The organism is Luteibacter sp. HA06 (assembly GCF_054061215.1).
This window is the reverse complement of sequence record NZ_JBSSDZ010000001.1, coordinates 2,750,438-2,771,130: the sequence shown is the minus strand read 5'-3', so window position 1 is coordinate 2,771,130 and position 20,693 is coordinate 2,750,438. Positions and strand designations below refer to the sequence as shown.

Below are 20,693 nucleotides of genomic sequence, written 5' to 3'. Positions count from 1 at the left end.
CGCGGCCCCAAGGGCCAACCCGACCGCGACCCTCGCGACTCAGGTCGCCGAGCGACGCTTTGCCAGCCATGTATCGAGCGCGTTGGCGAAGTTCTGCCGGTCGCGGGGGTGCATGGTGGTGGGGCCGCCCGTGTTTACGCCGGAGCCACGAAGTTCTTCCATGAAATTCCGCATGGACAGGCGCTGCGCGATCGTCTCCTTGGTGTACATCTCGCCGCGCGGGTGCAGGGCCAGGGCGCCTTTCTCGATCGCGAAGGCGGCCAGCGGGATGTCCTGGGTGACGACGAGGTCGCCCGGTTCGACGCGGCGGACGATCTCGTCATCCGCCACGTCGAAACCACCGGGTACCTGGATCGAGCGGATGAAACGTGAGGCTGGGGTGCGGATCCAGGCGTTGGCGACGAGGGTGACGTTGACCTGTTCGCGCTCGGCGGCGCGGAACAGGATGTCCTTGATGACGTTGGGACAGGCGTCGGCGTCGACCCAGATCTGCATGCTCAGGCGTCCGTCCAGTCCACGTGGCCGTCGACGATGGTGTTGGTGCAACCGCCGACCCACACGGCTTCGCCATCGATGCGGATGATGATCCGTGCATCGTGGCCGACTTCGCGGCCCTGGCTCACGACGTAGCCCTTGGTCAGCGTGCCGCTGGTGTCGCGGGCGGCGACATAGGCGGCGATCAGGCCGTTGGCGGCGCCTGAGGCGGGGTCTTCCACGATGCCGACACCGGCCGGGAAGGCGCGTACGGCCAGGCCTTCGGCCGAGCGCGCGAACACGCACAGGCCGAGAGTATCGGTGGCAAGCGCAAGCGCACGGATCGCGGCATGATCGGGACGCCAGCCACGCAGCGCGCTTTCCTCGGCGAACTCGGCGACCCACCAGCGGCGGCCACCTTCCACGCAGGCCGGAGCCAGCGCGCCGAGCTTGACGCCATAGAGCACGGCGGACAGCGTCTCACCGGCGCACGAGGCGTCGCCGACAATGCGCGCCTTGGGCGACTGCACAAACAGCTCGCGCTCCTTGCCGGACTTCTCCACGCGGATGGGAAGCACGCCGGCGCCGCATTCCTGCCAGATGATGCCGGCGGCATCCGGGGTGACCAGGCCGGCGTCGAGCGCGGCGTGCGCGCTGCCGATGGTCGGGTGGCCGGCGAACGGAATTTCCTTGGTGGGCGTGAAGATACGTGCCCGGTAGTCGGCGCCTTCGGCGCGGGCGGGCATCAGGAACGTGGTTTCGACCAGGTTGGTCCAATGAGCGAAGCGCTGCATGCGTTCGTCGGACCAGCCCTCGGCGTCGATCACGACACCCAGGGGATTACCGCCGCCGTGACGGGCGGCGAAGACGTCGAGCTGCTTGTAACGGATGGGGGACATCGGTCGAGCCGGGAGCGGGGGAGGTCGGTCATGATAGCCGTCCATCGCCTGTCCGGCATGGCCCGGGGGTTCGACATCGGCGCGCGTTACCGCCAAGATGCGCGCTGGCCCGGTCCTAAAGGACGCAGTTTCGTCGCATGATCACACTGCTTATCATCCTCGTGACCTGTGTGGTCTCGATCGTCGCGTTCCGCAACCATCGCCTGATGGACGACCTGATTCTCTGGCCTCCCGCGCTCTCGCGCCGCCGTGAGTACTACCGGCTGGTGAGCTACGGCGTCGTCCACGCGGATTGGTCGCACCTGATCTTCAACATGTTCACGCTGTACTTCTTCGGCCGGAGCATGGAAGGCATCTTCACCCAGGCCATGGGCCCACTGGGGTTCGTCACGTTCTATATCGGTGCGCTGATCTTCTCGATCCTGCCGACCTACCTGAAGAACCGTAACAACCCGTCCTACCGGAGCCTGGGTGCATCCGGCGCGGTCTCGGCGATCCTCTTCGCGTACGTGTTGATCAGCCCATGGTCCAGCATCTTCGTCTACTTCATCAGGCTGCCGGCGATCGTCTACGCCGTGCTTTTCGTCGCGTATTCGATCTACATGGACAAGCGCGGCGGCGACAACGTGAATCACAGCGCCCACCTGTGGGGTGCCGTCTACGGCGTGATCTTCACCATCGCGCTCGAGCCTTCGCTGCTGCCCCGGTTCATCGCGTTGCTGTCACAACCGAGCTTTTCCTGACCGCGAACCTGAACTTTTACGAACCAGTTATGTGACTTCGGACGACAGCTGATACATCATGCGTTTGTCCGGATCGAGTGCCACCCTTTTCGAAGTCGTCCGGCATGCACGCGGGTCTTCCCCGGTGGGGCAGTTCGCGTCGGCTACTAACGTAGGAGGAGTGAACGCATGGCTACTACCCGCAAGTCCACCGCGAAGAAATCAGCGGCCCGTAAATCGGCCTCGAAAAAGAGCGCCGTAAAGAAGACCGTCGCGAAGAAGGCGGGCGTTCGCGCTGCTGCCAAGAAGACAGCGCGCAAGGCAGCTGCCCGTCCGGCAGCGGCGAAGAAAGCCGTCAAGAAGACAGCGGTCAAGAAGTCGGCGGTGAAAAAGTCGGCTGTAAAGAAGTCGGCAGTTAAGAAGACGGCGGTCAAAAAGGCAGCCGGTAAGAAGACAGCGGTGAAAAAGGCGTCTGGCAAGAAGACTGCCGTCCGGAAAGCCGCTGTCAAGAAGGCCGTAACGAAGACATCGGCTCGCAAGGCCGCTGTGAAGAAGTCGCCGGCACGTAAGGTAGCGGCCAAGAAAGCAGCACCGCGCAAAGCCGCGTCGAAGAAGGCCAGCACCAAGGCCTCCGCACGCAAGACACCAGCCCGGAAGACCGCGGCCACAAAGGCTCCGGTCCGCAAGACCGCCGCCAGCAAGGTTGTCGCGAAGAAAGCCCCCGCGAAGGCACCTGCGCGCAAGGTTGCCGCCACTAAGGCGCCGGCACGCAAGGTCGCCACCCCGGCGAAAAAGGTTGCAACTGCACCTTCGTCGAAGTCCGCTCCGACCACGCGCCGTGCGAGTGCGCATACCATCGAGCAGAAGCCCGTATCGCGTGTGCCAGCCACCAGCACCCCGCGTAAGCCGCCGTTGAGCGTGCCGCCGGCCGCGTCATCCGCACCGGCATCGAAGCCCGCACCGGCATCGAAGCCCGAAGCGAAGGCAACGCCTGCGCCAAAGCCGCGTCCGAAGCCGGTCGCGAAGCCTGCCGCCCCGGCAAGCAACGACGAGCCCGTGCAGCACATCAGCCAGGAAGAAGCCGTCGCGCACATCCAGGCGCTGCTCGAAGCCAAGCGTGAGCGCGATCGTCAGCCGCCCTCGTGGCCGACGGGCGAGAACAGCAATGGCGTACCGGCGTCGCAGCCGGGCACCGAGGGAGATCCGCCGTCGCCCTCACAGGCCTCGCCGGAAGCAAACTACGCCAACGAGGCGCACCAGCGTGGCGATCAGCAGAAGAGCAAGGGCTGATTCTCGACGCGGTTGACCGCGTAGACTGAACGAAGAGGAAGGGTCGCTTTCGCGACCCTTTCTTTTTTAGCGGGCGTTCAATCGCACGGGCGCAGTGTCAATGTCGTCCACCGCCGTTCTTCTCAACAGAGAATCCTTATGCGTCGTGCGTATTCATTGCTTCTGGCTGCCGCGGCCATCCTGCCGCTTGCTGGTTGTTACTACGACCCTGGCTACGTTCGTAGCAGCTCCGGGGGCGGCGACGCGTATTACGGCACCGAAACGACGACCGTCGTCCAGCCGGGTGGTGGTTACTACGACCCGGGTTTCGGCTATGGCTACGGCTTCGGTCCGGGGTATTACGGTGGGTATAACGACATCGTCCTTGGCTCGGCCTGGTATGGCGGGCGTGGTTATAACCGTGGTTACTACCGTGACCGTGGCGGGTACGACCATCGGCCGCCTCCGGGCGGTTGGCACGGACGTCCCGGCGACGGCGACCATCGCCCGCCGGGCGGCTGGCAAGGTGGGCGTCCACCGCACCCGGGTGGCTGGCAGGGCAACCGCCCGCCGCCGCCAGGCGGATGGCATGGTGGCGGTCGTCCGAATCCGCCGCCGGGTGGATGGCATGGTGGCGGACGTCCGTCGCAGGGAGGCTCGTCGAATGTACGTTCGTCGCCTCGTGGAAACTTCAACCGGGGTTCGGGCGGGCGTGACGGCGGGCACTAACTCGCGGTGACGACCCACAGCGTTTGACGGGCATGGACGCGCGCTGCCGCATTTAGTCTGGAGTGCCGTTTGCCGCGGTCTCCGTCATGCTGGGTCGTGCTCCTCCTTTAACGCTTGTGTGGATGGCTGTGGCCGGCCTGCTCGGGTGCACAGCCATACAGGCGTGTGCCCGGCTGCCGCCGTGGCCCTGGTCGATGACGGGCGTCGTTGTCGCGCTGGCGTGCATCGCCGCCGCGCCCTGGCGTCCCGCGCGACTCCTCGCCGTGTTCGTCCTGTTCGCCGCGTGGGCTGCCTTGCAAGGCGCCCTCGGCATGGCCGCACGCCTGCCGGTGGAAAACGAGGGGCAGGATGTCGTCGTCACGGGACGTATCGTGGATCTGCCGCGTGCCCGTGGCGGCGACACGTCGTTCGTCATGGCGCCCGACAGCGTGGGTGGTGCTCCGCCTGCGTCACGAGGAAAGTTTCGTCTTACGTGGTATCGCACGCGGGTCTCGCCTGCGTCGTGCGAGCGTTGGCGGCTGACGGTTCGCCTTCGTCGCCCGCGCGGCAGCGTCAATCCCGGCGGCGGCGACGCCGAACGTACGGCGCTTCAGCGCGGCATCGTCGCCACGGGCTATGTGCGCGCTGCCGAGGAAAACGAGCGCATTCGCCAGGGCGTGTGCGTGGATGGGTGGCGCGATGCCATCGCACGCGCGCTGGACACGCACCTGGGCGCGGAAAACGCCCGCGTCCTCAAAGCCCTCGCTATAGGCGATACGCGCGGCCTCGATGCCTCGGACTGGGATGTCGCGCGTGCCACGGGTGTGTCGCACCTGATCGCCATCTCAGGATTTCATGTGGGTGTCGCCGCGGGCGGCGGCGTGCTGGCGGTGCGGTTGCTGTACGCGTGGTGGCCCTTGCTCGGCCTGCGCCTGCCACGACCTTTGGCGCAGGCGATGCTGGGCCTGGTGGTCGCCGGCGGTTACGGCACGCTCGCGGGCCTTGGCCTTCCCACGGTGCGGACGTTGCTGATGATCGGTGTCGTCGTGCTGGGAGGGTTGTCGCGACGGCGTGCAGGTGGACTGTCGTTGTTGGCGTTCGCGATGCTCACCGTACTCGTCTTCGATCCCCTCTCGGTGCTCTCGGCGGGCTTCTGGTTGTCGTTCGCCGGTGTCGGTTTTCTGATCTGTTGCGTGGCACCGCGTTCGCGCGGACTCCTCGGCTGGGCGGGCGAGTTGCTCAGGGCGCAGGCTGCCATGAGTGTCGCGTTGCTGCCCCTTTCCCTGTACCTGTTCGGTAGCACGTCACTGATGGGCTTCGTGGCTAACCTGGTCGCCGCGCCACTGGTGAGCTTCGTGGTTGTCCCGCTGACGTTGATGGGGTGCGTGCTCCTGCCACTGCCCTTGTTGGCGGCGCCTGTACTTATCGCCTCGGCGTGGATCATCGGCTGGCTTTGGCGACTCCTCAGCGAGCTGGCCAAGGTGCCGGGGGCCCAGCTGAGCGTGGCCGACAGTAGTGTCTTTTCCGTAGCCCTCGCGACCATGGGAGCGCTGTGGCTGTTCATGCCGCGCGGCGTTCCGCTGCGTGCCTACGGCGCGCTGCTGTTCCTGCCACTGCTGCTGCCGACACGGGATATGCCAAAGGCGGGAGCCTTTCGCGCCTGGGTGCTGGACGTGGGGCAAGGGCTTGCCGTGGTTATCCATACGCGTCACCACACGCTGGTCTACGACACGGGGCCTGCCTATGGTGCCGGACGCGATGCAGGCGCTGGCATTGTGCTGCCGTCGATCACGGCGTTGGGTATCGGGCCCGTCGACACGCTCGTGGTCAGCCATGGTGACAATGACCATGCTGGTGGGGCGGCGGCTGTCGTTGCCCGTTATCCCGACGCACGAAGGTTATCCGGTGAGCCGGAACGCCTGGGGTTCCCTGCAGACGACTGCACGTCGGAGTCCGACTGGTCATGGGATGGCGTCAGGTTCAGGTTCCTCGACGTGCCCCGCGAAAAACAGGGAAAGACAGCGAGCAACGATCGCTCATGCGTGCTCTCGGTCGAGGGAGAGGGCGGCCGCTTCCTGCTGACGGGGGACATAAGCGCCAAGGCCGAGCGACGCATGGTTCGCGAAGCGCTCTGGTCCGAATTACCGACCGTGACGACCGTCGCGCATCACGGCAGCAAGCATTCTTCGGACGTGCTGTGGCTTCGGGCCGTGCAGCCGGATCTGGCGATCGTGTCGGCGGGGTGGCGTAACCGCTTTGGGCACCCGCATGCGTCGGTGCTTGTAAGGCTTGAGGACGCCGGTTCAGCGGTGCTCAACACGGCAGCGAGCGGCGCCATCGCGGTCGACCTTTCTCGTGACGCCGTGCCGCGTGTTGCCAGGGAATGGCGGCGACCGGCTGATCGTTACTGGCGGGAGTAGGTTTCAGTGGACAGGTCATCGTCCTCATTTTCCCTCAAGGCTTCCGAGATAACAGCTGCGTGAGGCTCAGGTCTTCACGGTTACGGTAGACGACATCTTTTATTCGCCAGCCTGCAGCAGTCCGAGTAGTGACGTACTCGAGGTCGAACTTCTGATTGTCAGAGGGGGAGGCGAACGAAACGCTGACGCGCTCCGGGCTGAGCGCGACGATTCGGAGGTCTGCGACAGACGGGTCCTGCGAAGCGAACAGCAGATCCAAATCCAGGTTGCATTCATCTCCTTGGTGTTCGGCCACACAGGCGGCATCCCTGGCTATCAGGCCCGCGAGCTTGGCGTCGAAGTATTTTTGCAGGACCTGCCTCGGTTCTTCAGCGAGGGTGGGGCCAAAGAGCTCATCGGACACGTCTGACGACGCCATGGCCTCCCATGCAAAGTCCTTATAGAGGGTTGCGACGATCTGCCTGCCCCCATCATGGGCAGCGTGTTCGGCGCTGGAAACCCAGTCCGAAAAACACAGGCAGGCTGTCACGAGAAGTGTTTTCAGGCCAAGCGTGTTTCGTGGCTTCATCGTGTTGCCTCGGCACTCAGATTCATAGCGGGAAGGACCGTTCTTATCGAGGTTCGGGACGGCGCCACTAGCGCGAATCCATCGCCATCAAAGATAGGAACCACAGCAACGACAGGGTGGACGAGCGCTTCGCCATCATCGAAAAGCCACGCCACGGAGTAGCAGCCAATCATGCTCGCCATAGCGCGTCGAATGATCTCTGGGTCGAAGCTCGTGTCTCTGAACTTCACATACACGCCGTCGTTGAACGTAACGACATTCCCGCCGAAGGTGCCCTGCAAAGAATCAGCCTCGCTCGGGATGGCATAAGCGTGCGGAACGAGGAACGTCAGGCGGTCGTTTTCCGAGATCGCCGTGCTGATGTTCGTGGCGAGGGCTCGGCCGACATCCATTGCTCCGACGATCAAGGTGCCTCGGCCACCCAAGGAAGGCACGGTAGGGGAGTCGGGTATTGCTTGGGAAATGTCTTCGTCGACGGAATGGGATATTGATTCATGGACCAGAAGCTCCACGGACGAATGAAAGCCATCCGGAATCGACAGAAGGTGTCCGAACGGACGGCGTTCAATGTCGTCTGCGACGATGTCGGTCACAGAAAGCCGTTGGCTGGACGTGGGAGGTAAGGACCTGAGCATGGGTTTCGCGCCAATCCAAGGATAAATCCGCTTCGGGTTAGACGGGATTCCCGACAGTCTGAATAGCTCCTACGGCGATGCGTCTTTCGGAGGGTCGGGCCCGTAGACGTCCAACGAGAGAGCCAGGCCTAACTTCGCTAACGCTTCCAGCAGATCGCTCGGTAGTTTGTCGCCGCCGTCCCGTTCGAGGAACCACCCAACAAAGAGTTCGACCTCAGCACCAGTTTCTCGCAACCTGTCCAAAACAGGGGCGAGATAAGCCAGCTGGCGTGTGCAGGATGACAAGGCATCTGCGAGCCCGATACGCTCCCTGTCGATAAGTCGAAACGTCACGTAGGTGTTGCCCCACACGCCATCAAGTACAAGACCACTTGGTGACGTTCTGATTTCGTGTTTGGTCCACTGCCTCGTCGAGGTCAAGCCAAGCGACGCTACGATGTCGTCAGCGGTGAGAGAGTGACTGACGATCCTCAAGCTGACGGAAATCCTCATACGTACATCGCTCACTGCGTGACATCCCCATCGTCGGCTACCGACTGGGCCCATGCTAAGTCGGCCATATATTCAAGTCTGTAGGGGAAGGCCTACCCGGCGCGCGTTTGTGACTTGGTCGACCCAATCGACGGCGGCCGCGGCTAACCCGGCGCCACGCCAGCCCCCCAAACGCCCCCTTCTTGCTGCACCGCCGTTTGACAATTTCAATTTAGAACGATTTAAATGCAGGTTCTGCTAGACGAGGGGATAAGCGTGACGGTATCGAAGCACGGTTGGGGCAGGGCGGCATTCGCCTTGGTGACAGCGTCTCTTGTGGTACCGGTGGGAGCCCTGGCGGCTACCCAGCGCTTCGATAGCTCCTTCGAGTCGGGTCAGCCCGCACCGGTGGCGGCGAAGGGTGCGCTCGACGTTCGCGTGGTTGGCGGCCCGCCGCCTGAGGCGGTGCTGACGGCCAAGGCCAACGTGGGGTTCACCGGCTTGCACTCCCTGCGTTACGCGGGTAGCGGCAACGGCAGCCCGACGACCACGAAGCTGTTCGACACCGATGTCCGCATCGGCGACGACACCGTGCTGTCCTGGCTGGTCTTTCCGCGCTCGAACAAGGACGACCTCGTCAATCCGGCGAATTACGTGGCTGTCGACCTCGTGTTCGACGACGGCTCGCGCCTCTCGACCACGGCCGCGCTCGACCAGCACCGCATCCCCGCCACGGCGAAGGGGCAGGGCGAAGGTCGCGTGCTTTATCCCGATCAGTGGAACTTCGTGAGCGTGGACCTCGGCCACGTCGCCAAGGGTCGCCGCGTCCGCTCGATCGAACTGACGGCTGCGGCCCCCGCGGGCGAAGCTTTCGAGGGCTTCCTCGACGACGTGCGCATCGGCGACATCAAGCCGATCAACAGCACGCACCCGACCGACTACGTCGACACGCGCCGCGGCTCCAATGCCAACGAAAACTACTCGCGCGGCAACAACTTCCCGGCCGTGGCGATGCCGCATGGCTTCAATTTCTGGACGCCGACGACCAATGCCGGCTCCAACTGGATCTACCAGTACCAGGCACGTAACGGCGACGACAACCGCCCGCGTATCGAGGCGTTTGCTCTCTCGCACGAGCCCAGCCCGTGGATGGGCGAGCGCCAGACCTTCCAGGTGATGCCGGCCCAGGCCGCCTCCGGCGCGCCCGCGCTTAAGCGTGAGACGCGTGCGCTCTCGTTCGGACACGACGCCGAGGTGGCGCACCCGGATTACTACCGCGTGCGCTTCGACGACGGCATCACCACCGAGATCACGCCGACCGATCACGCGGCGATCTTCCGCTTTACCTTCGCCGACAAGCGCTCGCAGCTGGTCTTCGACAACCTCAACGAGAAGGCGTCGGTGACGCTCGATCCCGGTCAGCGCAGCATCCAGGGCTGGTCGGACGTGAAGAGCGCTCTCTCCACCGGTGCCACGCGACTCTTCTTCTATGCCGTGTTCGACAAGCCGGTGGCCGAAAGCGGCCGCCTCACCGGCGAGAAGCGCGATGCCGCTTCGGCCTGGTTCGGCTTCGATACGTCGAAGAAGAGCGATCGCGTCGTCACCATGCGGATCGCGACCTCGCTAATGGGCGTCGACCAGGCCAAGGCCAACCTCGCGCAGGAGATCGCCCCGGACGATACTTTCGACAGCGTGCACGAGCGCGCTCGCAAGGCCTGGGACGATCGGCTGGACGCGGTCAAGGTCGAGGGCGCCTCGCCCGACGAGAAGACCGTGCTCTCCTCGAACCTGTACCGCCTGTTCCTTTACCCGAACCATGCCTACGAGAACACCGGCAGCAAAGACGCGCCGGTGTGGCGCTACGCCAGCCCCTTCGCAGCACCGGCGGGTGCCAACACCGATACGACCACGGGCGCGCGCATCGTCGATGGCCAGCCGTTCGTCAACAACGGCTTCTGGGATACGTACCGCACGGCGTGGCCGGCCTATGTTCTGCTCACCCCGAACGAAGCGGGCAAGATGATCGACGGCTTCGTGCAGCAGTACCGTGACTCGGGCTGGATCGCACGCTGGTCGTCGCCCGGCTATGCCGACCTCATGGTGGGCACCAGTTCCGATGTCGCCTTCTCCGATGCCTGGCTGAAGGGTGTGCACAACTTCGACGTCTCCGCGTTCTACCAGTCGGCCATTCGCAACGCGTCCAGCGTCAGCGACGTGAAGGGTGCCGGCCGCAAGGGCATCCAGCGCTCGCTGTTCAATGGCTACACCGACGATGGCGTCAAGGAAGGCCTGTCCTGGTCGATGGACGGCTATATCAACGATTTCGCCATCGGCAATCTCGCTACCGCGCTGGCGAAGGATGCTCCGGCGGGCGATGCCTACCGTGCGTCGTATGCGGACGATGCCAGGTGGTACCGCTCGCGTGCCCTCGGCTACACCAACCTGTTCGATCCCGCCGTCGGCTTCTTCGTGGCGCGCGACGCCGCAGGCAAGTGGCGCTGGGATGCGAAGGAGTTCAGCCCGATCCGCTGGGGGGGTGATTACACCGAGACCAATGCCTGGAACATGGCCTTCCATGCGCCTCAGGACGGTGCTGGCCTGGCCGCGCTCTACGGCGGACGCGAGGCACTCGGTGCGAAACTCGACCAGTTCTTCAGCACGCCTGGCAAGTACGACGTCGGTGACTATGGCGACGTGATCCACGAAATGATCGAGGCGCGCGATGTGCGCATGGGCCAGTACGGGCACTCGAACCAGCCTTCGCACCACATCATCTGGATGTACGACGAAGCCGGCCAGCCCTGGAAAACCCAGGACAAGCTGCGTGATGCCGTCTCCCGCTTGTACGTAGGTAGCGAGATCGGGCAGGGCTATCCGGGCGACGAAGACAACGGCGAGATGTCGGCGTGGTGGCTGTTCGGCGCGGCCGGCTTCTACCCGCTGCGCATGGGCACGCCGGAGTACGTGATCGGCGCGCCGCATTTCCCGCACATGAGCCTTCGCCTGGAAGGTGGCGCCACGATCGACGTGAAGGCGCCCGGCGTGAGCGATACCAATCGCTACGTGCAGTCGCTGACGGTCAATGGCCAGCCCTGGAACAAGCTCACCCTGCCGCACGAGTTGCTGGCGAAGGGTGCGACGCTCGAGTTCACCATGGGTCCGGCGCCGTCGAAGTGGGGCACCGGTGCCGACGCGCTGCCGGCTTCTATAAGTGCCGAGGGCAGCAAGCCCGCGCCGCTGATCGACCTGACGGGCGCGGATGGCAAGGCCTTCGGTTCGCTGAAGGCTGAGGATCTGGCGAAGCTGTTCGACAACACCTCGGATACCTCGGCGCATCTCGCGGCGAAGGCGCCGGTGGTCGGCTGGCATTTCGATCACCCGGTGACAGTGGAGATGATCAGCCTGACGTCAGGTGCGAACACGGGCGATGCGTCTGGGTGGGTGCTCGAGGGCTCGACCGACGGCAAGCACTACACCACCGTGGACAAGCGCGAGGGTGAGAGTTGGCCGTGGCGCAAGGAGACGCGGGCATTCGCTGTTGGTACGCCGGGCGCCTACGCCTGGTACCGCCTGCGTCTCGTCGCAGGTGATACGAACGGCCTGGACCTCAGCGAAGTCGAGTTCCTCGGCCACCGTTGAGGCGTTTCATGTGGGAGCCGCTTCATGTGGGAGCCGCTTCAGCGGCGATGGCAGGTTGCGGCACACCCATCGCCGCTGAAGCGGCTCCCACAGTAGGACCGGCTCTCACGGTGGGACCAGCTCCCACAGTAGGACCGGCTCTCACAGTGGGATCAGCTCCCACAGCGGCACCGGCTCTCGCAAGTGTTAAGGGCGCCTCAGTCCCCGCGGCGGGCCCTGCTATGATGCCCGCCTGACTTTTGTTCATCCGGGGTTGACGTGCTCGAGATCCTTCTGGCTGGCGGCTGGGCTTTGCTGCCGATCCTCATCTGTTCGTTCGTCGCGCTTGCTATCGTCCTTGAGCGATTCTGGGCGCTGCGTCGCACGGCCGTCTTCCCGCCGGGCCTGGGTGCCGAAGTGCGCGAATGGGCGCGCTCGGCCTCGCTCGACGCCTCGCACCTCCAGGCACTCGAGAAGGGCTCCCCGCTCGGTGAACTGTTCGCCGGCGCGCTTGCCGTTCGTGACCGCCCGCGCGAGATCATCAAAGAGCGCATCGAGGACACCGGCCGTCATGTGGTCCATCGCATGGAGCGCTACCTCAATACGCTGGGTACGGTCGCCCTCATCGGTCCGCTGCTGGGTCTGCTCGGCACGGTCATCGGCCTGATTCGTATGTTCCTCAGCGTCATGGCCGGCGGTATCGGCGACCCGACGAAGATGGCCGGCGGTATCGGCGAGGCACTGATCTGCACCGCCTTCGGCCTGATTGTGTCGATTCCGGCCTACGTGCTGCACCGCTATTTCCGTAGCAAGGTCGGCGGCTACGTCGTCCAGATGGAAAAGGAAGCCACGGCCCTGCTGGACGACCTGTCCGCACCGCGCCCGGCACCACGCCGCCGCACCGCCGCGTCGGACGCAGTCACCTCGCAGGTTGGCTGATCCATGCGCATCGGTTCCCGTCGCGAGGACGACTTCGAGATCAACGTCATTTCGTTGATCGACGTGCTGCTGACCCTGCTGATGTTCTTCGTGCTCAGCACAACCTTCGTGCAGCACTCCCGTCTGAAGGTCGACCTGCCCAAAGCCGACAGCCAGGCGCGCGAGTCCACGGACAACGCGCTCACCGTGGTCATCGACCGTGATGGCCATTACTCGGTCGGCAGCGACGAGGTGCTCGGCGAGGGCATCGAGCCGCTGAAGGCGACTATCGAGCGCGTCGCCGGTAACGACCGCGATCGCCTTGTAGTGATACGCGCCGACGCCATGACCCCGCACCAGAACGTGGTTCGCGCGATGGACGCGCTCGGCCAGGTCGGCTTCACCCGGCTGTCGATCGCCACCACGCCGAGCGAAGCGGGCGCGGCTCAGTGAGCAAGGAAAAAGTCTCGGTCTGGGATGCCAAGACCTGGCAGACCTACAAGCGCTTGCTGGGCTACACGAAGCGTTTCCGGACCGCGGGGCTCATTGCGGTCCTCGGGATGATCATCGACCCGGCGTGCCTGTCGCTGTTCACCAGCCTGCTGAAAACGCTGGTCGACAAGATCTTCGTCGAAAAGGACCCGTACACGATCTTCTGGATGCCGATCTGGATCATCGCGATCTTCGGCGTGCGCGGCATCGCCTCTTACGCTACCGACTACGGCATCGCGTATGTCGGCCGTAACGTGGTGCAGGCGATTCGTATCGACGTGTTTGCGTCTTACCTGCGGCTGCCCGCCACCTTCTTCGCGAAGGAGCCATCGGGTCAACAGATATCGCGCATCACCTATACGAGCGAGCAGGTGGCCTCGGCATCGGCGGACTCACTCAAGGTAGCCATCACCGAGGGCCTTACGGTCGTCGGCATGCTCTGTGTGATGCTTTACTGGAGTGCCTATCTCGCGATGGCGTTGTTGGTGCTGGTGCCGTGCGTCGTGGTAATCGTCACCGTCATCAGTCGCCGCTACCGGAAGATCAGCAAGCGCATCCAGGGCAACATGGGCACGGTGACCAGCGCCGTAGAGGAAGCTGTTGCCGCGAATCGCGAAGTACGCATCTACGGTGGTCAGGCACGCGAGGGCGATCGTTTCGGTGAGATCGCCGAGCGTCAGCGCCGACTCAACCTCAAGGTTTCCGCCACCAGCGCGGCTTCCAGCGCCACCATCCAGACCGTAGGCGCTATCGCACTGGCGACCCTGGTGTTCCTCGGCTCACGCCCGGGCATCATCGGTACGATCACCCCCGGCATCTTTACCGCCGTGCTAACCGCCATGGGCGGCATGCTGCCGTCGCTCAAGCGTCTGGCCGGCATCCAGGCCAGCCTGCAGAAGGGCGTTACGGCCGCCGAAGACCTGTTCCAAATCATCGACACCCCGGCCGAAATCGACACCGGCACGGAAGACCTCGTTCGCACGAAGGGCGACATCCGTTTCGAGAACATCCACCTCGTATACGAACGCAACAACCACGTCGCCCTGCGTGGTGTAGACCTGGTCTGCAAGCCCGGTACGGTTACTGCGCTGGTCGGTCGCTCCGGTAGCGGCAAGTCCAGTCTGGTCAGCCTGCTGCCGCGTTTCTACCAGCCGACCGAGGGCAAGATCCTCGTCGACGGTCGCGACTACTCGCAGTACACGCTGCCCTCGCTGCGCCGGCAGATCGCGTGGGTGGGCCAGAACGTGGTGCTGTTCGACGACACCGTGGCCGCCAACATCGCCTATGGCGAGATGGCTGGCGCGTCCGAAGAAGACATCGTGGCTGCTGCGAAGGCTGCCAACGCGATGGAGTTCATCGAGCGCCTGCCTGAAGGCCTGCAGACGCAGATCGGCCAGGCGGGTAACTCGCTCTCCGGCGGTCAGCGCCAGCGCATCGCCATCGCGCGCGCCATTCTCAAGAATGCCCCGATTCTCGTGCTCGACGAAGCCACGAGTGCGCTGGACACCGAGTCGGAGCGATTGATACAGGACGCGCTGACGCGCCTCATGCGCGACCGCACCACGCTGGTGATCGCGCATCGCCTGTCGACGATCGAGCACGCCGACCAGATCGCCGTGATGGATCAGGGGCGGATCGTCGAGCTCGGCACGCATCGCGAACTGCTCGACCTGGGCGGCCAGTACTCGGCCCTGAACCGCATGCAGTTCCACGAGCAAGCGGCGAGTTAAGCCGTGGGCCTCGGCGCCTCACTGCAGCGACACTGGTACGGCGGTGGAAAGCCGCCACTCTGGACGCTGCCTCTCGAGGCGCTTTATCGCTCGGTGGTGGGTCGTCGGGCCGCGGACTTTCGCAACGATCCTTCCTCCGTCGTGCGGCTTTCGGTGCCGGTGGTGGTCGTCGGAAACATCACCATTGGCGGCACCGGGAAGACGCCGCTGATCGTCGCGCTGGCAGCGGCCATGTCGGCGCGTGGCTTCGTGCCGGGTGTCGTAAGCCGTGGTTACGGCGGCAGCGAGCGCGGACCGTATTTGCTCACGGGCAACGACCATCCGTCGAAGGTCGGCGATGAGCCGAGCCTCATCCGGCAGAGTGGGGTGCCGGTCGCTATCGGGCGCGAGCGGCCGGAGGCGGCGCATTTGCTGATCGATGCCGGCTGCAATCTGATTCTGGCTGATGACGGGTTGCAACATCACCGGCTCGGTCGCGATGTCGAGATCTGCGTCATCGATGGTGAGCGTCGGCTGGGTAACGGGCACTTGTTGCCTGCGGGGCCGCTCCGCGAGCCGGCGACGCGTCTTTCCGAAGTGGACTTCGTCGTGGTGAACAGCGGAACGCCTGGTCCAGGCGAAACCGGCATGACGCTGGAAGGCGGCGTCGCTATCAACATGGCCGATCCGTCGTTGTCGGCGCCATTGTCCGACTTCGCCGGACGCCCCGCGCACGCCGTCGCCGGCATCGGCAATCCCGCTCGCTTCTTCAACAGCCTTACAGCGCAGGGCATCGCCGTCGACGGCCATCCCTTCGCCGACCACCACGCCTTCACCCGCGACGACTTCACCTTCGCCGACGGATGCCCCGTGTTGATGACGGACAAGGACGCCGTGAAGTGCCGCGATTTCGCGCGAGCGAACTGGTGGCGTGTACCCGTGCGAGCGGTATTACCCGAGTCCTTCTACGACGCAGTGCACGCACGAGCGTCGCGTCACAGCTGACGGCAGAAGTGTGGGAGCCGATTCATCGGCGATAGCCAGGTCGCGGTAACCCCATCGCCGGCATAGCCGGCTCTCACACAAAGCAAAAAAAGGCCGACCCGAAGGCCGGCCTCTCACTCAGGAAATAATCCGGCTGCGCTTACTGCACGCGCTGGATGTTGCCCTTCTCGTCGACGACGACGATGTCGCCTTCGCGGATGGCTGAGGCGTCGGCCACCTGGACGTTGGTGTAACCGCCGCCGCCCATCTTCAGGCGCAGGGTGTAGCTTTCGCTGCCGCCGCCCTTGCCGATGGCGTTACCGGCGAAGCCGCCGCCGACCGCGCCGGCGACCGTGGCGACCTTGCGGCCGTTGCCGCGGCCGACCTGGTTACCCAGCACGCCGCCGGCGATGGCGCCGATGACCGCGCCTGCCGTGCCGTGGTCACGGCCCTGGGTCACGTTGCGCTCGATGGCCTGGACCACGCCGCACTGGTCGCAGCGGACGTAAATGCCGTCGGAGCGGGTGATCGTGGCGGCCGAGGCGGGGGCGATGGCCGCTGAGGCGAGCAGGGCGGCCATGGGAATGCCGAGGACGGTCTTGAAGTTCATGGTGTATCTCCTATCGGGCGGCTGGCAGGGTTAGCCGCATGACCACAGTCTAAGCATGTCGGCTGAACGAACGTGGAGCGATTCCAGCTTCACGCATTGCATGGATACTAGGGGGATGAGCATCGCCATCCTCTGGTTCCGCCGCGACCTGCGTCTTGCAGATAATCCCGCCCTTGCCGCCGCCGTGGCCGCCCACGAGAAGGTGGTGCCGCTCTATATCCACGCGCCGGGCGAGGAGGGCGAATGGGCGCCGGGCGCCGCCAGTCGCTGGTGGCTGCATCACTCCCTTGCCGCTCTGGACGCGTCCCTGGGACGCCACAAAGGTGGCCTGCAGATACTGCAGGGTGACAGCCTGGAGGCATTGCGCGCTGCCATCGCGGCGACCGGCGCCACGGCCGTCTACTTCAATCGCCTATACGAACCGAAGGTCATCGCTCGCGACAAGCGACTGCGCAAGGTGCTCGAGGGCGATGGCATCGAGGTGGTGTCGTCCAACGCCGCGTTGTGGTGTGAGCCGTGGGACATAGCCACCCAGCAGAACGACCCCTACCGCGTGTTCACCCCGTTCTGGCGCAATCTGCGCACAAGGATCGATCAGATCGCGCCGGTCGATGAGCCGGCGGTCCTGCACCTGGCAAAGTTGCCGAAAACGGCGCAGCTTGAAACGCTGGGTCTGTTGCCAACACGCGATTGGGCAAGCGGCTTCGGCGACTGGACACCGGGCGAAAAGGGCGCGCACGAGATGCTCGACCTCTTTGCCGACGATGCCGTCGGTCACTACGTCGAAGGCCGCGATATACCCGCACGACACGGCACCTCACGCCTCTCGCCGCACCTTCATTTCGGCGAAATATCGCCACCCCAGGTGGCAGCCGGTTTGCGCGAGCGAGTCAGGAAACGAAAGAGCGCCGCCGACATCGAGCCTTACCTGCGTCAGCTCGGCTGGCGCGAGTTCGGCCACCACCTGCTGTATCACTTTCCGAAAACGCCGAAGGAGAACTTCAATCCGAAGTTCAACGCCTTCCGCTGGGAAAAACGCGACGCGCACGCGCTCAAGCGCTGGAAGCAGGGCAAGACAGGCATCCCCATCGTCGACGCCGGCATGCGCGAGTTGTGGGCGACCGGCTGGATGCACAACCGGGTGCGTATGCTGGTCGCCAGCCTGCTGACGAAGAATCTCCGCCAGCACTGGTTGCTCGGTGAGAAGTGGTTCTGGGACACCCTGGTCGATGCCGACCTGGCCAATAACACGATGGGCTGGCAGTGGGTCGCTGGTAGTGGCGCGGATGCTTCACCGTACTTCCGCATCTTCAATCCGGTAACGCAGTCGGAGAAGTTCGACCCGGACGGCACGTACATCCGCCGATGGGTGCCGGAGCTGGCGAACGCGAAGGGCCGCCTCGTCCATGCGCCGTGGGAGGACGAGGCGTTCCTCAAGCAGTCCGGCTACCCGCGGCCCCTGGTCGACCTGAAGACCAGCCGGGACGACGCGCTTACGGCGTATCAGTCGGTTCGGAGTGGTTCTTCAGCAGCAGCGCAAGCACCGGCGGAGTGACCATGGCGGTGAGCAGGGACATCGCCACGATTACCGCATAGATTTTCTCGTCGAAGACGCCGGCGGCGAGTCCCAGTGATGCAATCACGACGCCGACTTCGCCACGCGGCACCATGCCGAAGCCGACGATGAGCGCACCGCGTCGACCCAGCGACATCGAACCGAGGTAGCCCCCGGCCAGCTTGGACACGATGGCGATCACGGTGACCACGGCGAGCATGCCCAGGGCACTGGCATTGGCCAGCGCCTGAAGGTTCACCTTGGCACCGGTGACCACGAAAAAGATGGGCGTGAGGAAGGCGAGCAGGGGCGCCGTCTGTTCTTCCAGCTGATGCCGCTGGCTGGTTTCCGACGCGATCATGCCAGCGAGGAAGGCGCCGATGATCGCCGCCAGGTGAAACTTCATCGAGAGGAAGGCGAGGCCGAGGCACAACGCCAGCACGATCGCCAGCGGCGACATCGGGTTGCTCGGCTTGTCCAGCCAGCCGGAGCCACGACGCATGACGCGCGTGCCACCCCAGCCGATCACCGCCACGAAACCAATCGCGCCGACCAGCGTGCCGACGAGGCTGCCGACATCGACCGCGCCGCCACCCTGCAGGGACGAGACGATGCCGAGCAGCAGCATGGCGAGGATGTCGTCGATCACGGCGGCGCCGAGGATGATCCGTGCCTCACGCCGTTGCAGCACGCCGAGCTGCTGCAATACGCGCGCGGTGATACCGGCGGACGTGGCAACGAAGGCTGCCGCGACGAACATCGAACGGATCCAGTCGAAACCCGAGCCGTGGGCCCACACCGCACCGCAGGCGAAGGGAATGATGACGCCGAGCACGCCGACCATGAAGGCGCTGGCGCCGACTTTCTTCAGGTCGTCGAGCCGCGTTTCCAGGCCGACTGAGAAAAGGAGGAGGATGACGCCGATTTCGGCGAGGACATCCAGGGGGGTGCCGGTGGCGATATCGGGCACCGTGACCCAGCCGAGCGCCGAGGGGCCGACCACGCAACCGGCGGCAATTTCGCCTACCACGGACGGTAAACGGAGGCGTTGCGCGATTTCGCCGCCGATCTGCGCGGCGACGAAGATGATGAAAAGGGTCAGCAGGATGCCGGCGGAATCGTGCATGGGATCGCTCCTTGTATTCCCGAGGGTACCCTTTATGCCGTGGCGTCGGCGACCTTGCCAACCCGTGTCTCGCGCAGGCGGCTGAAGATCCAGCTGGCGGCGAGGGTGATCATGCCCAGCACGATCACCGACCAGCGGAAGGCCCATACGTAGCCCTGGGCATTATGTGCACCGAGGAAGCCGCCCATCAGCAGCGAAGCGAGGGCGATACCGAAGCTCATCGACAGGTACTGCGCGGTCGAGGCCATGGACGAAGCCATCGAGGCATGCCGCACGTCGAGGTCCACGTAGGCCAGGGTATTCATCGCGGTGTACTGCAGCGACATGAAGGCGCCATAGATGTACACGAAGCCGGCGATGATCCACATCGGGGTTTCCGGTGTGAGCAGGGCGAACGAGCACAGCACGATGGAAACGGCGATCGTGTTGCCGAGCAGCAGGCGGCGGTAACCGAAATGCGTCAGCAGGCGATGGATGAAGGGCTTGACCGTGATCGAGCCGATCGCCTGGGGCACCATCATCAGGCCGGCGTGCAGGGGCGACCAGCCACAGCCGATCTGCAGGAACAGCACCAGCAGCAGGTACATGCCCGACACGCCCAGCCGGGTGAAAAGGTTGCCGGCCAGCGACACCCACACGCTGCGCACCTTCAGCAGGGAGAGGTCACTGACGGGGAACGGTGTGCGGCGGCTATGGCGAACGTAGAGCATGCCCAGGCCCACCGCAGCCAGTGCGTAGCCGGCGATGCTGAGCCAGTGGCCCGAGGCGCCCACGGTTTCCGCGGCCATGAGAAGCAGGGCAGACGCGCCCGCGAACAGCAGGAATCCCGTGGTGTCGAAGGGGTTGGCTTGCTCCAGGCGGTATTCGGGCATTTCGCGCCGATTGAGCAGCAAGCCGACGATGCCGACCGGCACGTTGATCAGGAAGATGAGCCGCCAGTTGGTGAATTCCACCAGCGCGCCGCCCAGCAGGGGCCCGAAGACGCTGCCCAGCAGGCCGAAGGTCGCCACCGTCGTCATGGCGCTGACGAATTCACGCCGGTCGATGCTGCGCACCAGCACGTAGCGGCCTACCGGCATGAGCGCGGCGCCGCCCAGGCCCTGGACAATGCGTGAGGCGACCAGCTCCGGCAGCGTCTGCGCCAACCCACAAAGTAGCGAGCCCAGCGCGAACACGGTGATCGCCCCGCCGAAAACGCGCCTTGTGCCGAACCGGTCGCAGAGCCAGGGGCTCATGGGGATGAAGATGGCCAGGGTGAGTACGTAGCTGGTCAGCGCCGTGCGCATGCTCAACGGACTGACGGCGAGTGCCCCGGCGATGGCGGGCACCGCGGTGTTCACGATCGTCGAATCCAGCGCCTGCATGAAGAATGCGGCCGAAACGAGCCAGATGAGGCCCCGGTAGCGGGCCTTGCTCGACGGCTCCGCTGGCGCGAGCGCCGGGCGGTCGGTGGAGAGGGCGTGGACGTCGGTCGGAGGGAGGCTGTCGATGACGTCGTGGGGTGGCATGGCTGTA

General features: G+C 64.7%; 18 protein-coding genes. 10 read left to right on the top strand and 8 right to left on the bottom strand.

The annotated features are described in order from the left end of the window. Positions 1-39: 39 nt before the first annotated feature. Both ACVWWJ_RS12790 and ACVWWJ_RS12785 read right to left on the bottom strand, forming a co-directional pair. Positions 40-495, bottom strand: a complete 456-nt coding sequence (locus ACVWWJ_RS12790; RefSeq protein WP_456968163.1) for a YaiI/YqxD family protein — start codon at positions 493-495, stop codon at positions 40-42. 2 nt (positions 496-497) lie between these two features. Continuing rightward, positions 498-1,373, bottom strand: a complete 876-nt coding sequence (locus ACVWWJ_RS12785; protein ID WP_456968162.1) for a PhzF family phenazine biosynthesis protein — start codon at positions 1,371-1,373, stop codon at positions 498-500. A gap of 137 nt (positions 1,374-1,510) precedes the next feature. Here ACVWWJ_RS12785 and ACVWWJ_RS12780 point away from each other — a divergent pair, with 137 nt between their 5' ends. The 4 genes from ACVWWJ_RS12780 to ACVWWJ_RS12765 all read left to right on the top strand — a co-directional run bounded on the left by ACVWWJ_RS12780 (position 1,511) and on the right by ACVWWJ_RS12765 (position 6,492). Further along, entirely contained in the window at positions 1,511-2,116 is a 606-nt protein-coding gene (locus tag ACVWWJ_RS12780; protein ID WP_159896504.1) for a rhomboid family intramembrane serine protease, read from the top strand. 168 nt (positions 2,117-2,284) lie between these two features. Continuing rightward, positions 2,285-3,385 carry a hypothetical protein gene (locus tag ACVWWJ_RS12775; RefSeq protein ID WP_456968161.1) on the top strand — a complete coding sequence of 367 codons (1,101 nt, stop codon included), beginning with the start codon at positions 2,285-2,287 and terminating at the stop codon, positions 3,383-3,385. Between the two features lie 138 nt (positions 3,386-3,523). Beyond that, positions 3,524-4,093: a hypothetical protein gene (locus tag ACVWWJ_RS12770; RefSeq protein ID WP_159896500.1), complete on the top strand. Its 570-nt coding sequence runs from the start codon at positions 3,524-3,526 to the stop codon at positions 4,091-4,093. 86 nt (positions 4,094-4,179) lie between these two features. Beyond that, positions 4,180-6,492, top strand: coding sequence for a DNA internalization-related competence protein ComEC/Rec2 (locus tag ACVWWJ_RS12765; protein ID WP_456968160.1), 2,313 nt, complete (start codon positions 4,180-4,182; stop codon positions 6,490-6,492). A gap of 34 nt (positions 6,493-6,526) precedes the next feature. Here ACVWWJ_RS12765 and ACVWWJ_RS12760 read toward each other — a convergent pair whose 3' ends face one another. From ACVWWJ_RS12760 to ACVWWJ_RS12750, 3 genes are all read right to left on the bottom strand, one after another. Further along, positions 6,527-7,060 carry a hypothetical protein gene (locus ACVWWJ_RS12760; RefSeq protein WP_456968159.1) on the bottom strand — a complete coding sequence of 178 codons (534 nt, stop codon included), beginning with the start codon at positions 7,058-7,060 and terminating at the stop codon, positions 6,527-6,529. Next, on the bottom strand, positions 7,057-7,653 hold the full coding sequence (locus tag ACVWWJ_RS12755; protein WP_456968158.1) for a hypothetical protein: 597 nt from the start codon (positions 7,651-7,653) through the stop codon (positions 7,057-7,059). Before ACVWWJ_RS12755 ends, ACVWWJ_RS12760 begins: the two co-directional genes overlap by 4 nt. Before the next feature lie 111 nt (positions 7,654-7,764). After that, positions 7,765-8,202: a hypothetical protein gene (locus ACVWWJ_RS12750; RefSeq protein WP_456968157.1), complete on the bottom strand. Its 438-nt coding sequence runs from the start codon at positions 8,200-8,202 to the stop codon at positions 7,765-7,767. A gap of 210 nt (positions 8,203-8,412) precedes the next feature. On the opposite strand from ACVWWJ_RS12750, the gene ACVWWJ_RS12745 reads away from it, so the two are divergent. From ACVWWJ_RS12745 to lpxK, 5 genes are all read left to right on the top strand, one after another. Next, positions 8,413-11,805 carry a GH92 family glycosyl hydrolase gene (locus tag ACVWWJ_RS12745; RefSeq protein ID WP_456968156.1) on the top strand — a complete coding sequence of 1,131 codons (3,393 nt, stop codon included), beginning with the start codon at positions 8,413-8,415 and terminating at the stop codon, positions 11,803-11,805. Between the two features lie 258 nt (positions 11,806-12,063). After that, positions 12,064-12,723 carry a MotA/TolQ/ExbB proton channel family protein gene (locus ACVWWJ_RS12740; RefSeq protein WP_456968155.1) on the top strand — a complete coding sequence of 220 codons (660 nt, stop codon included), beginning with the start codon at positions 12,064-12,066 and terminating at the stop codon, positions 12,721-12,723. A gap of 3 nt (positions 12,724-12,726) precedes the next feature. Beyond that, on the top strand, positions 12,727-13,155 hold the full coding sequence (locus ACVWWJ_RS12735; RefSeq protein WP_456968154.1) for an ExbD/TolR family protein: 429 nt from the start codon (positions 12,727-12,729) through the stop codon (positions 13,153-13,155). Continuing rightward, on the top strand, positions 13,152-14,924 hold the full coding sequence (msbA, locus tag ACVWWJ_RS12730) for a lipid A export permease/ATP-binding protein MsbA (protein WP_456968153.1): 1,773 nt from the start codon (positions 13,152-13,154) through the stop codon (positions 14,922-14,924). The genes ACVWWJ_RS12735 and msbA overlap by 4 nt, the downstream gene beginning before the upstream one ends. Before the next feature lie 3 nt (positions 14,925-14,927). Further along, positions 14,928-15,908 (top strand): tetraacyldisaccharide 4'-kinase, encoded by a 981-nt coding sequence (gene lpxK, locus ACVWWJ_RS12725; protein WP_456968152.1) that lies wholly within the window; start codon positions 14,928-14,930, stop codon positions 15,906-15,908. Between the two features lie 139 nt (positions 15,909-16,047). Here the strand turns inward: lpxK and ACVWWJ_RS12720 are convergent, their stop codons facing one another. Beyond that, the gene (locus tag ACVWWJ_RS12720; protein ID WP_159895946.1) at positions 16,048-16,497 is read right to left on the bottom strand and encodes a glycine zipper 2TM domain-containing protein; all 450 of its coding nucleotides are present in this window, start codon (positions 16,495-16,497) and stop codon (positions 16,048-16,050) included. Between the two features lie 115 nt (positions 16,498-16,612). Between ACVWWJ_RS12720 and ACVWWJ_RS12715 the strand changes: the two genes are divergently transcribed. After that, complete coding sequence (locus ACVWWJ_RS12715) at positions 16,613-18,052, top strand: cryptochrome/photolyase family protein (RefSeq protein WP_456968151.1); 1,440 nt, start codon at positions 16,613-16,615, stop codon at positions 18,050-18,052. Here ACVWWJ_RS12715 and ACVWWJ_RS12710 read toward each other — a convergent pair. Both ACVWWJ_RS12710 and ACVWWJ_RS12705 read right to left on the bottom strand, forming a co-directional pair. Beyond that, positions 17,991-19,178, bottom strand: coding sequence for a cation:proton antiporter (locus tag ACVWWJ_RS12710; RefSeq protein ID WP_159895944.1), 1,188 nt, complete (start codon positions 19,176-19,178; stop codon positions 17,991-17,993). The genes ACVWWJ_RS12715 and ACVWWJ_RS12710 overlap by 62 nt on opposite strands. Positions 19,179-19,210: 32 nt before the next feature. After that, the gene (locus ACVWWJ_RS12705; protein WP_456968150.1) at positions 19,211-20,686 is read right to left on the bottom strand and encodes an MFS transporter; all 1,476 of its coding nucleotides are present in this window, start codon (positions 20,684-20,686) and stop codon (positions 19,211-19,213) included. Positions 20,687-20,693: the final 7 nt, after the last annotated feature.

Coding starts and splice junctions, on each gene's coding strand:
- ACVWWJ_RS12745 (WP_456968156.1), top strand. CDS start 8,413: ATGCAGGTTCTGCTAGACGAGGGGATAAGCGTGACGGTATCGAAGCAC.
- ACVWWJ_RS12770 (WP_159896500.1), top strand. CDS start 3,524: ATGCGTCGTGCGTATTCATTGCTTCTGGCTGCCGCGGCCATCCTGCCG.
- ACVWWJ_RS12705 (WP_456968150.1), bottom strand. CDS start 20,686: ATGCCACCCCACGACGTCATCGACAGCCTCCCTCCGACCGACGTCCAC.
- ACVWWJ_RS12760 (WP_456968159.1), bottom strand. CDS start 7,060: ATGAAGCCACGAAACACGCTTGGCCTGAAAACACTTCTCGTGACAGCC.
- ACVWWJ_RS12720 (WP_159895946.1), bottom strand. CDS start 16,497: ATGAACTTCAAGACCGTCCTCGGCATTCCCATGGCCGCCCTGCTCGCC.
- ACVWWJ_RS12710 (WP_159895944.1), bottom strand. CDS start 19,178: ATGCACGATTCCGCCGGCATCCTGCTGACCCTTTTCATCATCTTCGTC.
- ACVWWJ_RS12780 (WP_159896504.1), top strand. CDS start 1,511: ATGATCACACTGCTTATCATCCTCGTGACCTGTGTGGTCTCGATCGTC.
- ACVWWJ_RS12715 (WP_456968151.1), top strand. CDS start 16,613: ATGAGCATCGCCATCCTCTGGTTCCGCCGCGACCTGCGTCTTGCAGAT.
- ACVWWJ_RS12785 (WP_456968162.1), bottom strand. CDS start 1,373: ATGTCCCCCATCCGTTACAAGCAGCTCGACGTCTTCGCCGCCCGTCAC.
- ACVWWJ_RS12790 (WP_456968163.1), bottom strand. CDS start 495: ATGCAGATCTGGGTCGACGCCGACGCCTGTCCCAACGTCATCAAGGAC.
- ACVWWJ_RS12735 (WP_456968154.1), top strand. CDS start 12,727: ATGCGCATCGGTTCCCGTCGCGAGGACGACTTCGAGATCAACGTCATT.
- ACVWWJ_RS12775 (WP_456968161.1), top strand. CDS start 2,285: ATGGCTACTACCCGCAAGTCCACCGCGAAGAAATCAGCGGCCCGTAAA.
- ACVWWJ_RS12765 (WP_456968160.1), top strand. CDS start 4,180: ATGCTGGGTCGTGCTCCTCCTTTAACGCTTGTGTGGATGGCTGTGGCC.